Below are 14,714 nucleotides of genomic sequence, written 5' to 3'. Positions count from 1 at the left end.
GTAATATTTTACTTGTTTCGTTTTACAGCAAGATGAGCGAGTGCGATTAATGCTTCTTTATATTTTGACTCTGGCAGTATAGCGAGTTCAGCTATTGCTTTATCTGCTTCGTTATACGCCAGTTGAGTGGTGTATTCCAAAGAGCCTGTTTCATTCATAGCCGCGAGAATATCGTCTAGTTTTTCCATGCCATTTGCTTTCTCAATGGCTTCCTGAATCATTGCACTTTGCTGTTTGTTACCATTTTGCATGGCATAAAGAAGAGGAAGTGTTGGTTTTCCCTCTGCTAGATCATCACCTACGTTTTTCCCCATCTCTTTGCCGTTAGCGGTGTAATCAAGAACGTCATCAATCAACTGGAATGCTGTCCCTAGATATTTACCGTAGTTTTGCATCGCTCGTTCAATTTCTTCTGGTGCATCACTTAAAATTGCGCCAATCTGAGTCGCAGATTCAAATAGCCGTGCCGTTTTCGAATAGATGACCTGCATATAACTTTCTTCTGAAGTATTAGGATCATTACAATTGATCAACTGCTGAACTTCGCCCTCAGAAATGACGTTTACGGCTTCACTCATTAAAGAAAGGATCTTTAAGGATCCTAAGCTGGTCATCATTTGGAATGAGCGGGTATACATGTAATCGCCAACAAGAATGCTAGATGCATTGCCAAAAGCGATATTGGCAGTTTCTTTTCCTCTGCGCATGTCTGATTCATCGACAACGTCATCATGAAGCAAGGTTGCCGTATGAATAAACTCAATGAAAGCCGCTGCCATTTGGTGATCTTTACCCTGATAACCAAGAGCTTTAGCCGATAAAAGGGCGAGTAGGGGCCTAATGCGTTTTCCACCACCACTAATAATATAAAACCCCAGTTGATTAATTAAAGTAACCTCTGAGTTTAATTGATCTTGAATTATTTCGTTTACTTTTGCCATATCATTGGCAGTAAGTGCTTGGATAGCTTTAAAATCCATCTTCTTTCCGGCTAAGTTCAGTCCCTACAAGGGGAGCTGCTTCTAATAATTATCTAATATTACACTAAAAAACATTGATAATTACATCATCTAAAGGCATCATTCGTCCACTTTTGTTTGGCGATTATGTTTTCGCCTTTTTTTACAAATATGGCTTGTCATAGGAAGTACATTCACGTAGAATCTGCGCCCTATTGATGATTAGTTTAGCGCACACCCCAAATGCTCGTACAATTGCATAGGCTGTGCGGAAAAAGCGGAGTAAAAAATGTACGCTGTTTTCCAATCTGGTGGTAAACAACACCGAGTAAGCGAAGGTCAAACCCTTCGTTTAGAGAAATTAGACGTTGAAACTGGCGCAACAGTTGAGTTCGATACTGTTCTTATGGTAGCTAATGGCGAAGAAATTGCTGTTGGCGCACCTCTTGTTGAGGGCGGTAGAGTAACTGCGGAAGTGATTCAACACGGTCGTGGCGATAAAGTTAAAATCGTTAAGTTCCGTCGTCGTAAGCACTCTCGTAAGCAACAAGGCCACCGTCAGTGGTTCACTGAAGTGAAAATCACTGGCATTAGCGCTTAATTTAGTTAGGAGAGATATACAATGGCACACAAAAAAGCTGGCGGTTCTACTCGTAACGGTCGCGATTCAGAAAGCAAACGTCTTGGCGTTAAGCGTTTTGGTGGCGAATCAGTTTTAGCGGGTAATATCATCGTTCGTCAACGTGGTACTAAGTTCCACGCGGGCACAAACGTTGGTATCGGTAAAGACCATACTCTTTTCGCTCTATCTGAAGGTAAAGTGAAATTTGAAGTTAAAGGTCCTAAAAACCGTAAATTCGTAAGCATCGAAGCTGAATAATTTTAGTTTCAAGCTGAATTTAAAAGCCCTGCCGATTCGGCGGGGTTTTTTATTTATTGCAGAACATAAAGCAAGAGACATTCCTATATAAAGAGTTTTCTTTCTTTATGTTCTATTGAGTAGTTAGCATTGGATCTTGGGTGATCGTTCTAAATAATTTTGGATCTGCTAAAATTATTGTCATCCCTTTAGGATGGTAGTTACACCCAATGCGGAGTAAAAAATGAAGTTCGTAGATGAAGCGGTAGTAAAAATAGAAGCAGGTGATGGCGGTAACGGCATTGTTAGTTTCTGGCGAGAAAAATTTATTACCAAAGGTGGCCCTGACGGTGGTGATGGTGGTGATGGTGGTGATATATATCTCGTTGCCGACGAAAACCTGAATACTCTTATCGATTATCGCTTTCAGCGTTTTTATGCTGCTGAGCGTGGTCAAAATGGTCGAGGCGGTAACTGTACTGGCAAGCGTGGTCAAGACAAAATACTTAAAGTGCCAGTCGGTACTCGTGCCGTTGATATACACACCAATGAAGTTGTTGGTGAAGTAGCGGAACATGGCAAACAAGTGATGATCGCCAAAGGCGGTTGGCATGGATTAGGTAATACCCGTTTTAAATCTTCGGTTAATAGGGCTCCACGTCAAAAGACAATGGGTACTAAAGGAGAAGTAAGAGAGCTACGTTTAGAGCTTCTTCTTTTAGCTGATGTAGGAATGTTGGGATTACCTAATGCTGGTAAATCGACGTTTATTCGCTCTGTTTCTGCAGCAAAGCCTAAAGTTGCAGATTATCCATTTACGACCTTAATACCTAGTTTAGGTGTGGTAAGTGTTGTTCCTGAGAAAAGTTTTGTTGTTGCAGACATACCTGGGTTGATCGAAGGTGCAGCTGATGGTGCTGGTTTAGGTATACGCTTCCTTAAACACCTAGAACGTTGTCGTGTCTTACTTCATATGGTAGATATTCTACCTATCGATGGTAGTGACCCAGTGCAGAATGCGCTCACCATTATTGATGAGTTAGAGCAATACAGTGAAAAAGTATCTAAGAAACCACGTTGGTTGATCTTCAACAAAGTCGATCTTCTTCCTGAAGAAGAAGCAGATGAAAAGATCCAAGAGATCTTAGATGCACTCGGATGGGAAGAACAATTCTTCAAGATATCTGCTGTAAATAAAAGTGGTACAAAAGAGCTTTGCTACAAGTTAGCGGATTTCATGGAAGCACTGCCACGCGAAGAAGTTGAGCTGACTGAAGAAGAAAAAGTCGACTTTATGTGGGATGATTACCACAAAGACGCCATGTCTGGTAAAGATGTTATTACAGAAGATGGTTGGGATGATGACGATTGGGATGACGACGATGAAGATGACGGGCACGTTATCTATGTTCGTGACTAATATGGCCTAAAAAATCTTATCGATGAAACCGCAATAATATGTTGCGGTTTTTTTATGTCTAAATCATGTCATCAACTTATGTTTTGATGCAAAATATAGCCTATCGGACGAAAATTTAGCTAATGTGATGGAAAAGGGCGCGAAGTGGAAACAAAAAAGAGTATAGAAGACAAGCAACGAGCTATCTCTAGATTAGTCGCGCAAGCGGGACAAATGTTATTAGCGCATGGAGCGGAAAGTACCTTAGTTGGTGATATTATGCGTCGTATGGGGATCGCCAGCGGTGCAGATGAAGTAGAGGTGTCACTTTCTGCTAACTCGATTGTTGTGACAACTTTTATTCAGGAACGGTGCATGACGACCACAAGACGAGCACCAGATCGTGGCATAAACATGCGGGTTGTTACCCAGATTCAACGCATATGTATCATGATGGAAAAGGGTGTGCTGAACTATTCTTTTGCTCAAGAGCGTCTGAACAAGATTAGCCCTGCGAGATATAATCGCTGGATTGTGGTTTTGATGATAGGTCTGTCATGTGCTTCTTTTAGCCATTTAGCTGGTGGGGATTGGTCCATTTTCGCTATGACATTTTTAGCATCAGCTACGGGGATGATTGTGAGACAGGAAATTGGTCACAGACATTTCAACCCTCTAATAAACTTTGCCGTGACGGCTTTTGTTACTACTTTGATATCTGCTCAAGCGATGATCTTGGATATCGGTAACGATCCTTTTATAGCAATGGCTTCTTCCGTTTTGATGTTGGTCCCTGGATTTCCATTAATTAATTCTGTTGCTGATATGGTTAAAGGGTATATCAATATTGGTATCGCTCGTTTTGTTATGGGCAGTTTATTAACTCTTGCGACTTGTTTAGGTATTGTTGGCGCAATGACGGTGGTCGGTGTATGGGGATGGGTGGGATAATGGAATTATTGCTAGGTCTTCTTAATGATATGTTTTTTGCCTCGATTCCAGCTGTAGGTTTTGCCTTAGTGTTTAATGTACCCCAAAAAGCATTAAAATATTGCGCTATTGGTGGTGCTATTGGACATGGCTCTCGATATCTTATGCTTCAATATGGTGTTCCGATTGAGTGGGCAACGTTTTGCGCTGCTACTATCGTCGGTATGATCGGTGTTTATTGGTCTCATCAATTTTTGGCTCATCCTAAAGTGTTTACTGTAGCAGCGTTAATACCAATGGTTCCAGGTGTCTTTGCTTTTAAAGCTATGATAGCGTTGGTAGAGATAAATCACTTAGGTTATACGCCGGAGTTAGTCTCTGTATTGATGGAGAATTTTTTGAAAGCGATGTTTATTATTGCTGGTCTTGCTATTGGGTTAGCAATGCCAGGCTTACTATTCTATCGACGTCGGTCGGTAATTTAGAATGAGAAATGCGAAAAATGAAAATTAGCATGATAGCCGCAATGGCTAAAAATAGAGTGATAGGAAAAGAAAACCAGATGCCTTGGCACTTACCTGCGGACTTCGTATGGTTTAAGCGCTGTACATTAGGAAAGCCAGTTATTATGGGCCGAAAAACTTATGATTCGATTGGTCGTCCACTCCCTGGACGACAAAATATTGTCATTAGCCGAGATACCTCACTAAAAATAGAGGGTGTAGATTGCGTCAGCTCTATTGAAGAAGCGATTGAAATGGCTAGTGATCAAAATGAAATCATGATCATTGGCGGTGGTTCGATTTACCAAGCTTGCTTGGAAAAAGCAAATTGCCTTTATCTCACGTTTATTGATTTAGATGTAGAAGGTGACACACAATTTCCAGACTGGAAACAAGGGTGGCGAGAAACCTATTCGGAGTCATTTGTCGCTGATGAAAAGAATGCTCATGACATGCGGTTTGTTGTTTTAGAGAGATAGCATCAGATAATCAATAGGCTTACAACTAATCATCAAAGGAAAGGCGATTAGTTTAAGCTCTGTTGAGAAAAAAGGTTTTATCTTCCCAGCGAAGCATCGTTAAAGTTCCTCCCCAAACACAGCCAGTGTCTAAACCAATTACATGTTTATTCTCAAAACCCGACAGTGCAGCCCAGTGACCAAATAGAATAGTTTTTTCTAACTTCACTCTCTGTTTTAGTTTGAACCAAGGTACTAGTTTTTCAGAGGTAATTTCTTGTGGTGGGAGTTTACATAGCATATCGAGTCTGCCGTCGGTAGAGCAAAAACGCATACGGGTGAATGCATTGATTATGTATCTATAACGCTCGATTCCTTGTAGATCATCACTCCAATAATCTGGCGAATTGGCATACATTTGTTCAATTAATGACGTCCAGTTTTTCGATTGGAGCTTTTTTCGATTTCCTTGGATGCTGCGCGGGCTTGTTTTAGATCCCATTGAGGAGAGATGCCGGCATGGCACACGACAAATTCTTCATGCTCAGCCAACAAAGGCTGTTGTCTTAGCCAGTCGAAAAGTTCATTTCGATCGGGTGCTGAGAATATCGGCAGTGTTCGATCTTTTTTCTTTTGTGGATGAATGCCTAATGATACCGCAAGTAAATGTAGGTCGTGATTTCCTAAAACCGTCACTGCTGCAGTGCCTAAGGACTTCACGAATCTTAGCGTCTCAAGGGATCTAGGGCCTCGTGCTACTAAGTCGCCAGCAAACCAAATAGTGTCGTGCCTAGGGTCAAAGTTGGCTTTGTTTAACAGCAGTTGCAGTTCATCAAAACAACCTTGAATGTCACCAACAATATAATTTGCCACGTAATCACACTCTCTATTTAAAATATAGGGGAAGGAATTAATTTAAAATATTTGGGATAGCTAAGCTAAAAGGTTCTAGGTCTACGATGAACTCAGAGCCGTTGGCATCATGCATGATGTATTGGCCTTGCATTACACCTACTGGAGTCTCTATTGCGGTTGCGCTGGTATAGGTATATTCGTCATTGCTGTTAATAAAAGGCTGCTTTCCCACAACGCCTTCGCCTTCTACGGTTAATTGTTTTCCATCAGAATCTGTAATTAACCAGCGTCTTCCGGTAAGTTGAACGGTCTGGTTACTTAGATTTTTGATAGTAATAATATAAGCAAATACGTAACGTTTATTCTCTGGTTGAGATTGTTCTTCTACGTATTTCGCTTGTACTTGGCATTTGACACAAGGTTGAGTAACGTCCATGTTCACCTCAAGAGTTTGATTGCAGATAATAACGTTATAGGCAGATAACCGATAATTGTCTGTTAAGCGTGATTTTTATCTAACCAGTTTGCCATATCGACAAACTGTTTAAGCGTTAGGTTCTCAGGGCGCATGCCTGGATTAACACCTAATGACTCTAGTGTTTCTGTATCTAGCAGACTTTTATAGCAGTTTCTAACGGTTTTGCGTCTTTGGTTGAAACCAGCTCTACATACGCTATCTAGCCATTTTAAGCTTGTCGCAGGGTAAGGTAGCTCTTCGTAAGGGACCAAGCGAACAACAGCTGAATCGACTTTCGGTGGCGGTATAAAAGCGGTTGGCGGTACTTCTAATACTGGAACTATTTTACAGTAATATTGAGCCATTACGGTCAAACGACCATAAGTCTTGCTGCCAGGGCCCGCTGCCAAACGATTGACCACTTCTTTTTGTAGCATGAAGTGCATATCTTGAATATCTTTATGAAATTCAAAAAGATGGAACATCAATGGAGTGGAAATGTTGTAAGGTAAGTTACCAAATATACGTAATTTATTGTTTGGCTTTACTAATTGCGTAAAATCAAACTGCATTGCATCACCTTCGTAAATCGTCAATTTTGACGAAAGATCCGGGTGATTACGCAAGCGTTCAGCGAGGTCTCTATCCAGTTCGATGACTGTAAACTTATCGACTTCTTTACCTACAGGCTCTGTAATCGCGCCAAGCCCTGGTCCAATTTCGACAAGGTTTTGGCCCGGTAAAGGGTTGATAGCAGAAACAATACCATCAATAACATAAGGATCATTTAGGAAGTTTTGGCCAAAACGTTTCCGCGCTTTGTGTCCCAAGTGGACATCATTTCTCATTATTATCTCTCAACAAAAGGTTTTTTCTCAACTAATTCAATCGCGTGCTTTAGAGCTGTTTGGAAACTTCCTGTGTCCGCTTGCCCTGTTCCTGCCAACTCGAGTGCCGTACCGTGATCGACAGATGTTCTAATATAAGGTAGACCAAGAGTAATATTTACAGATCGTCCAAAGCCTTTATATTTCAAAACAGGTAGAACTTGGTCATGGTACATGCCTAGTACAGTGTCTGCTTCTTCTAAATACTTTTCATTAAAAATGGTATCTGCAGGCAGTGGCCCGATTAAATCAAAACCATAATCAGCTCGAAGTTTCTCGAGTGTAGGCGTGATGGTTTTAATCTCTTCATCGCCTAAACAACCTTCTTCTCCTGCGTGAGGGTTTAGCCCACAAACATAGATTTTAGGTGTTTGAATGGCGAATTTATTTACCAAGTCATCATGAAGGATGCGGATTATACTCTCTAGTCGCTCTGCTGTAACGGCTTTTGATATATATGCTAAAGGTAAATGTGTTGTGACCAAAGCAACGCGTAACCCTTCTGTTGCTAACATCATGACAACTAAAGGAGTATTCGATTTTTCGGCAAAAAATTCCGTGTGCCCACTAAAAGCGACACCAGCACGATTAATCACACCTTTGTGAACGGGACCGGTTACAACTGCATCAAATTCACCGCTCATGCAGCCGTCATTTGCGCGTTCTAGTGTTGCGAGGACATAGTGGCCATTTTTTTCGTTTAATTGGCCAGATACTGACGGCTCAGCTAATTGAATATGCTCGACGACTAACGAACCTGCTTGTTGGGGTTTCGCAGCAATAGCCACATCGTAATCAATTAAATTAACCTCAATGCCGAGCTCTACCGCTCTTTGTGCCAATAGGTTTTTATCGGCACAGACAATAATCTGATGTGCCCAGTTATGTTGTGATAAGGCCAATACAAGATCCGGCCCTATCCCTGCTGGTTCGCCAGCAGTAACAATTATTTTTTTGTCAGCATTATTGTGCTTCAGCCTCGTCATTCTCGACAAATTCCACAAATGCACTGGCTCTCATTTCTTGTATCCAGGCAGAAGCTTCTTCATTGAATTTTCGGTTGAAAAGGATCCGATAAGCTTTATTGGTTAGTGCTGTATCTGTTTTATCCACTTCACGTCGGTCAAGAACTTCTACAATATGCCAGCCATGAACGGTTTTAAATGGTTCGCTTATCTGCCCTGTTGGTAAAATTTCTACTTGATGTTTAAATTCAGGAACGTATAAGTCGGGTGTTTGATAGCCTAACTCACCATTTTGGGCTGCGGACCCTGGATCTTGGCTGAATTGCTCTGCTAGTTCACCGAATTTTATTTCACCGGATTCGATGCGACGTGCATACTCTTGCAATTGTCGTTTTGCACCGTCATCACTGAGAATGACAGAGGTTTTTATCAGGATATGTCGCGCATTCACTTCGGTAACGGCAACAGTTTCTAGACCGCGAGTATCTGAGATTTTTAATATATGTAGCCCTACACCACTTCTAAAGGGGCCAATAATAGCTCCTTTTGCTTGAGTCGTTATTTGGTCTGCAAATATTGTGGGCATCTCTTCTTTACGTAACCATCCCCAATCTCCGCCTACAAGCGCCTTTGGACCTTTTGAGTAACTGATAGCCATCGTTGCAAAATCTTCACCTTGGTTCAATTTTTTAACGATTTCGTTGGCTTCTTTTTCAAGAGCTGGCTTGTCGGTATTATCATCGGAACGCAATTGAATATGTTGAATTCTGTATTGAACGGAGGCATTGGTTTCCGTTGCTAATTGAGTGGAAAGGCTCTCTACTTCTGCGGGTAGTATATTTATTCTACGACGGACTAATGCGTTACGAGCTTCGGAAATGGCAATTTCTTTTCTGACTTGTTCACGAAATGAGGCGTAACCGATTCCATCTTCAGCCAGAGAGATTTGCAATTGATCGACAGATAGCTCTCTTTCTTTTGCTATTTCTTGAATTGCTTGGTCCAACCTATTGTCATCAATCTTTACCCCAAGGCGCTCAGACTCTTGGAATTGAATAGTATCAACAATAAGTTTTTCTAAAACTTGCTCGCGTAATACATCCATATCAGGTAAAGATTGACTGCTTTTGCTGGCATTATTTTCAAGGGTTACAATCGCTGCATCGATATCGCTTTGCAGTACAACGCCACTGTTTACAATGACGGCAACTCTATCTAGCTCAACAGGCGCCGCCATGCTTGAGGCTGAGAGTACAGATAAAAAACCAACTAGAGTGTGTTTCCACATTTTCATTTAATGTATACCAATAAATTCGTTTTGCTTAATTGCAATGCTATTAATTATTCAGGTAGAAAGGTCGACTATAACCCAAAGAGGCGTTTGACGTATCTACGCCAGCTAGTCCGGATCCTCCGGACAGTGTTTGTCCAAAGCCTATAATACCAAAATTCAGTGTAAAGTTTTGTTCGTACGTTGGTGAGCCTACGCCAATTTCATCCCAGTCGTAGAGCTGATTGCTATAAGAGAAACCGATATACCAACAATCACTGGTATAGTTGACACCCGCTAACCACTCAAGGTTCACATTTTCGTTAGTATCATAGAAGTATTGGCCATTTAATTTCCAATTCCGACCTATATTGTAAGCGGTAATAAACCCTAACTGGCTGATACCTTCTCGTGTGTAGGATGTATAGTCGTCGTCGCTAATAAAGTCTACATTGCTGGCAATATAGTCTAATGATACGTAGCGGTAGTTTATCTGACTGTATCCTCCTGAATATCGATATTCAAAAGTACTGTCTGCCAACTGAACCTCAGAGGATGCCGTATCATACTGAAATCCGCCTTGGTAGAACAAATAATCATCGTAATTAAATTCAGTATCGAGTGCCCAAGCAGAATAGGAGGATGAAGTTTCATCTGAAGCGTCATCATTATACGAATCGTTGAGATAGATAATTTGCCCAAATGAGAGGTTCATTCTCTCTTTAAATTCATCATCAAAGAAACGCGTCGATGCACCGTAGCTTAACTGATTTGCTGGAGCAATATAGTCAACACTACTGTATTTTTTGCTACGGAATAGACCATCATAATCAAGCTGTAGCTTGGTTGTGTCGTATCCAGAATAAATTTCCGATTGATCCTCATCCGGTGTATATAGGTATTGAATTTGAGGTTCAAGTGTTTGGGTATAGCCTGAAATTTGAGTGGTATCTCGCTCTAGATACAAGCCAGAATGAATCCTAAATTGTGGGATGGTTCTTGACACTTGCTCTTCATAATCATTACTGTCGGTTAGGTTATCAAGGTCCTGTTCATAATAGGTTTGAAAGAGCTTTGCTTCTGCTGTAATCGTCCCCCAAGTGTTTGATAATGGTAAACTCAAGGTTGGTTCTACGTGTAACCTAGTTGCCGATGGACTATCGGGATCATCGGTTTCAAATCGGCTAACATGGCTTAATAAATTGAAATCAAGATTAGAGTAAAAATGGGGAGCGTAATAGTTGTACTCTAATTGAGGCATTAAGCGGTAAGGGTAGCTGCTTTCAGATAAAACTTGAAAGTCTCTTACTAGTAATGTGGTATCCCAATTGTTAGAACGGTAGGATACTTCGCCGGATTGTAGAAGCTGGCCGTCTTCTCGGTTACCAATATTGGAATCTAAGTCGGTAAAATAGCTGATATCGCTGACTTTTGAGTAATCGATATCAAACTTCCACGATCCTTTAACTATCCCTGAATAGACCCAGTTAACCCCCCAGCGATCACCTTCGTCAGGGTATTTTTGGTCATCAGGAAGATATTCAAGGTTGATTGAACCAGAACCTATGTTCGTGAGGTAACGAAATTCAGCATCAAGCTGTGTCCCACGTTTCTCCATGTAATTAAAATCAGTTTGTAGATCGTAATTAGGAGCAAGGTTCCAATAGACAGGAGCTGTAAACCCAAAACCATTTTTACTATCATACGACACGCTTGGGTAGAGAAAACCCGTTTTACGAGTGTCTCCAATAGGGACAGTTAAATAAGGTAGATAAAAAACAGGAACCGAAAGTACCTCCACTCGAGGGTTAAATAGCGTGGCTTCTTCATCTACTTGATCGATTTCTATCGAGGAAGCACGCAGGCGCCATGCATTATCTCCTTCAGGACAAGAAGTAATAGAGCCATCTTCTAATTCATAGAATGCTTTATCTTTTCTGTAAATTACCTTCGCATCACCACGGCCATCTTCACATAAAAACTGATATTGGGTATTTTCTAGCGTAGCGACATCCGAGTCTAGGCTTGTTGTGGCTTTATCGGAAATGGTTTTTATCTGACCATCATAAGAGTGCACATTACCCTCAGCAATGACAGTATTATCCTGTTGATACAATGTAACGGTATCTGCTGATATGCGTTTATGCCCTTGAGTTATAACAACGTCACCAGTATAGGTGGCTTTGTCGCCATTTATCGCTTCAACATTATCTGCTTCAACATGTACTGGGACTTCAGTACTGCTTTTGCTGGATGAATCCGCAATCAAGCATTGATCTGTAGAGGGCATTTCCTGCACACTAGGGTCTTGAGACGTTTCAGCTTGAGTTGTTGGCACGAATGCGGCTGCGCTAATAGATGCAGCTAAAAGTGTGCGAGGAAAAAGTAGCATCGAGTTTAACTATCCTGTGTAACTTGATTCAACCAGAGGTCAAATAGACCTAATCTGATACAAAATGTTCCTTATAATAACCTGAACTTGTGGTAATGGGCATTAAAAACAATCTTAACTGTTGAGCTGTGTCGTTAATCTCAGGATCTATTTAATGCAAAATGATTGAGCGTTCAGGTAATATAAGACCGTTATACATAACAAAAATTCATAATTGAGAGCACTATAATGCACTTTTTTGGCAAAATTTTAGGTATATTTTTTGGTTTCCTTTTTGGAGGAGCATTTGGCGCGTTATTTGGCCTGTTTTTAGGGCATCAATTTGATAAAGCAAGGAGGCTAAGCCAAGCTGGATTTCGAGCCTCCAGTGCATTCTCTGGTGGGCCAAATCAGGCTGAAAGACAAGCTGAGTTTTTTAAGGCCGCTTTTTCAGTTATGGGCCATGTTGCTAAGGCAAAAGGGCAAGTAACCAAACAGGAAATTCAGTTAGCCGCCACCATTATGGATCGAATGAATCTTCGTGGTGACCAGAAAAAGGCGGCTCAAGATGCGTTTCGTGAAGGTAAATCCAGTGGTTTTCCTTTAAGTGATGTACTTGATGGTGTGCGTATTTCATCAGCAGGTAGACACGATTTACTTCAGTTTTTTCTAGAGCTACAAATATCTGCTGCTTTTGCTGATGGTCAACTCGATCCTGCTGAAAGAAATGTGCTTCATACTATTGCGAAAGGACTAGGGTTTTCAGCACAGCAATTAGATCAAAGGTTACAGATGCAAGAAGCCGCTTTTCGTTTTCAACGAGAAGGTGGTGCTGGTGGTTGGAATCATGGGCATCAAGGCGGAGGGGCTTGGCAGCAGGCGAATTCCGCGAATCAATTGGCAGATGCTTACAAAGTTTTAGGTGTCAGTGATGGAGCGGAATCCAAGGAAGTGAAGCGAGCTTATCGGAAGCTGATGAATGAACATCACCCAGATAAGCTTATAGCGAAAGGGCTACCACCAGAAATGATGGAAATGGCCAAAGAAAAAGCACAGGACATACAAGCCGCTTACGACCTGATCAAGAAAGAGAAAGGGTTTAAGTAGAGCTCCAAGTCTACCCAGATTCCCGTCTTCACGAGAATGATGGGAGTTACGAGAAATTTGGTATGGTACTAACGGCGGTTTCTCTAAGTTTTTTGCTTTGTAACAGTAAAGGGATTATAAATCCTTTATTGTTACTCTAATTTGCATCATTTAAGTCCCAGTTGTAATCATATTTCACCTTGTCGAGACTTGGAGAAAGCGTTGGTCGATATTTTGTCAGATGTTTGATTAACGCTTCGTCAGAACCAAAATCGACGGCAAACCACTCATAGATTGACGATAGTATGAAGGTATTGCCAGATAGGCTGATGCCTTTATCACTATTGATGAAACTCCCTGCCGCTTGCTCTAGTAACATTTCTTGATTGTTAGCATCAAAAGCGACGGGTTGTAAATTTGGACAACCTAGGCTTGCGCAGTTGACTGCGTAGTGAGTTCGAGCGTCCTGCCATATGGGCCGAAGAATTCGGTGCTCAATATCGTTTAGACTTAATTTTTCACCTGTCACCATTACAACTTCATCCCCCCATGGACCAAAACTAAATAACCCGCCTAACTTGGTAATTGACTTAATAGGGTAGTCAGCCAATATGATATCAACGGTAAGAGCGTTATATAGATTGACCCAGTATGCATATTGTTCTGCTTTATTGTAAGTTCGAGGATCAAGCTTAGCCATGTCTGATATATAGGATTTTAGCTGTTGTTTATCTGATAAGGTGACATCTTTATAGCGAACAAGAGTGTTTTCTCCATTTTCAACAACATAGCTATCTAGGAAATATTGCCATTTTGTATGAGATATGGCTTGGGAGTTCAGTTCATCGCTGCTGTTCCAGTAACTCCAAAGATCGGCTTTAGGCGCAGAAAAAGAAAAAGAAGAAAAAAGTAGACTAAAAGAGAGCAGAAAAAATTTCATAGATAATCCAATTAAAGAATGTGTTCTTTAGGATAGACCACGGTAGCAAAGATAAAATTTCACTAAATTGAAAGATATAGCGGCAAAAGTTGCCAGGGAGGGGATGAATATGAAAAACTGGCGCTTAGGTAGTTAACAGTGCATGTACCTAAGAACCAGTTTATTCAACGTATTACTTCATATACGCAGGAATACTAGCTTCGTATGCTGCGATTTTTTCTTCGTGTTGAAGAGTTAATCCAATATTATCTAAGCCATTAAGTAAGCAGTGACGGCGAAACTCATCGATTTCGAAAGAGTATTGTTTGTCATTAGCGGTTACTTTCATTGCTTCTAAATCAACGGTAATCTGCGCACCTTCGTTCTCCAAAACATATTGGAATATTTCATCAACTTCTTGGTCCGTTAAGCGAACAGGGACCATTTGGTTATTGATTGAATTTCCGTAAAAAATGTCGGCAAAACTCGGTGCAATCATGACCTTTATACCGTAATCCGCGAGCGCCCAAGGAGCATGCTCACGAGATGAACCGCAGCCAAAGTTTTCACGAGCGAGCAGAATGGAAGCACCTTTGTAGCGAGCTTCATTCATAACAAACTCAGGGTTTGGTTGCTGTCCGGCATCGTCTAGAAAGCGCCAATCATTGAAAAGGTGTTGACCAAAACCTAAACGCGTTACTTTTTGAAGAAACTGTTTAGGGATAATGGCATCGGTGTCAACATTAGCAAGATCCAAAGGAACCGCTAAGCCTGTGTGATTTTTAAAACCTGACAT

At 41.2% G+C, this 14,714-nt stretch carries 15 protein-coding genes and 1 pseudogene; 7 read left to right on the top strand and 9 right to left on the bottom strand.

What is annotated here, in order from left to right:
• Positions 1-8 precede the first annotated feature (8 nt).
• Positions 9-980, bottom strand: coding sequence for an octaprenyl diphosphate synthase (gene ispB / locus PGX00_RS00305; RefSeq protein ID WP_272131810.1), 972 nt, complete (start codon positions 978-980; stop codon positions 9-11).
• Between the two features lie 268 nt (positions 981-1,248).
• On the opposite strand from ispB, the gene rplU reads away from it, so the two are divergent.
• The 6 genes from rplU to folA all read left to right on the top strand — a co-directional run bounded on the left by rplU (position 1,249) and on the right by folA (position 5,129).
• The gene (gene rplU / locus PGX00_RS00300; RefSeq protein WP_272131809.1) at positions 1,249-1,560 is read left to right on the top strand and encodes a 50S ribosomal protein L21; all 312 of its coding nucleotides are present in this window, start codon (positions 1,249-1,251) and stop codon (positions 1,558-1,560) included.
• Positions 1,561-1,581: 21 nt separating this feature from the next.
• Positions 1,582-1,839 (top strand): 50S ribosomal protein L27, encoded by a 258-nt coding sequence (rpmA, locus tag PGX00_RS00295; RefSeq protein ID WP_005417307.1) that lies wholly within the window; start codon positions 1,582-1,584, stop codon positions 1,837-1,839.
• Between the two features lie 223 nt (positions 1,840-2,062).
• The gene (gene cgtA, locus PGX00_RS00290) at positions 2,063-3,238 is read left to right on the top strand and encodes an Obg family GTPase CgtA (protein WP_272131807.1); all 1,176 of its coding nucleotides are present in this window, start codon (positions 2,063-2,065) and stop codon (positions 3,236-3,238) included.
• A gap of 162 nt (positions 3,239-3,400) precedes the next feature.
• On the top strand, positions 3,401-4,168 hold the full coding sequence (locus PGX00_RS00285) for a threonine/serine exporter family protein (protein ID WP_272137860.1): 768 nt from the start codon (positions 3,401-3,403) through the stop codon (positions 4,166-4,168).
• Entirely contained in the window at positions 4,156-4,632 is a 477-nt protein-coding gene (locus tag PGX00_RS00280) for a threonine/serine exporter family protein (protein WP_272131805.1), read from the top strand. Before PGX00_RS00285 ends, PGX00_RS00280 begins: the two co-directional genes overlap by 13 nt.
• Before the next feature lie 17 nt (positions 4,633-4,649).
• Positions 4,650-5,129: a type 3 dihydrofolate reductase gene (gene folA, locus PGX00_RS00275; protein ID WP_272137858.1), complete on the top strand. Its 480-nt coding sequence runs from the start codon at positions 4,650-4,652 to the stop codon at positions 5,127-5,129.
• A gap of 52 nt (positions 5,130-5,181) precedes the next feature.
• Here folA and PGX00_RS00270 read toward each other — a convergent pair.
• The 6 genes and pseudogenes from PGX00_RS00270 to lptD form a co-directional block, all read right to left on the bottom strand.
• A pseudogene (locus PGX00_RS00270) lies at positions 5,182-5,981 on the bottom strand (symmetrical bis(5'-nucleosyl)-tetraphosphatase).
• A gap of 37 nt (positions 5,982-6,018) precedes the next feature.
• Positions 6,019-6,399, bottom strand: a complete 381-nt coding sequence (gene apaG, locus PGX00_RS00265; protein WP_272131804.1) for a Co2+/Mg2+ efflux protein ApaG — start codon at positions 6,397-6,399, stop codon at positions 6,019-6,021.
• Between the two features lie 62 nt (positions 6,400-6,461).
• Complete coding sequence (rsmA, locus tag PGX00_RS00260; protein ID WP_272137856.1) at positions 6,462-7,274, bottom strand: 16S rRNA (adenine(1518)-N(6)/adenine(1519)-N(6))-dimethyltransferase RsmA; 813 nt, start codon at positions 7,272-7,274, stop codon at positions 6,462-6,464.
• Complete coding sequence (gene pdxA / locus PGX00_RS00255; protein ID WP_272131803.1) at positions 7,271-8,293, bottom strand: 4-hydroxythreonine-4-phosphate dehydrogenase PdxA; 1,023 nt, start codon at positions 8,291-8,293, stop codon at positions 7,271-7,273. Before pdxA ends, rsmA begins: the two co-directional genes overlap by 4 nt.
• Positions 8,271-9,566, bottom strand: coding sequence for a peptidylprolyl isomerase SurA (surA, locus tag PGX00_RS00250; RefSeq protein WP_272131802.1), 1,296 nt, complete (start codon positions 9,564-9,566; stop codon positions 8,271-8,273). The genes pdxA and surA overlap by 23 nt, the downstream gene beginning before the upstream one ends.
• Positions 9,567-9,609: 43 nt before the next feature.
• Positions 9,610-11,934 carry an LPS assembly protein LptD gene (gene lptD, locus PGX00_RS00245; RefSeq protein ID WP_272131801.1) on the bottom strand — a complete coding sequence of 775 codons (2,325 nt, stop codon included), beginning with the start codon at positions 11,932-11,934 and terminating at the stop codon, positions 9,610-9,612.
• A 228-nt stretch (positions 11,935-12,162) separates the two neighbouring features.
• Here lptD and djlA point away from each other — a divergent pair, with 228 nt between their 5' ends.
• The gene (gene djlA / locus PGX00_RS00240) at positions 12,163-13,020 is read left to right on the top strand and encodes a co-chaperone DjlA (protein WP_272131800.1); all 858 of its coding nucleotides are present in this window, start codon (positions 12,163-12,165) and stop codon (positions 13,018-13,020) included.
• A 136-nt stretch (positions 13,021-13,156) separates the two neighbouring features.
• On the opposite strand, the gene PGX00_RS00235 is transcribed toward djlA, so the two are convergent.
• Positions 13,157-13,939, bottom strand: a complete 783-nt coding sequence (locus PGX00_RS00235; protein WP_272131799.1) for a DUF547 domain-containing protein — start codon at positions 13,937-13,939, stop codon at positions 13,157-13,159.
• 172 nt (positions 13,940-14,111) lie between these two features.
• Positions 14,112-14,714, bottom strand: coding sequence for a 3-isopropylmalate dehydratase small subunit (gene leuD / locus PGX00_RS00230; protein WP_272131798.1), 603 nt, complete (start codon positions 14,712-14,714; stop codon positions 14,112-14,114).

The organism is Vibrio algarum (assembly GCF_028204155.1).
GTDB classification, from domain to species: domain Bacteria; phylum Pseudomonadota; class Gammaproteobacteria; order Enterobacterales; family Vibrionaceae; genus Vibrio; species Vibrio algarum.
This window is presented reverse-complemented; position numbering and strand designations above follow the sequence as displayed.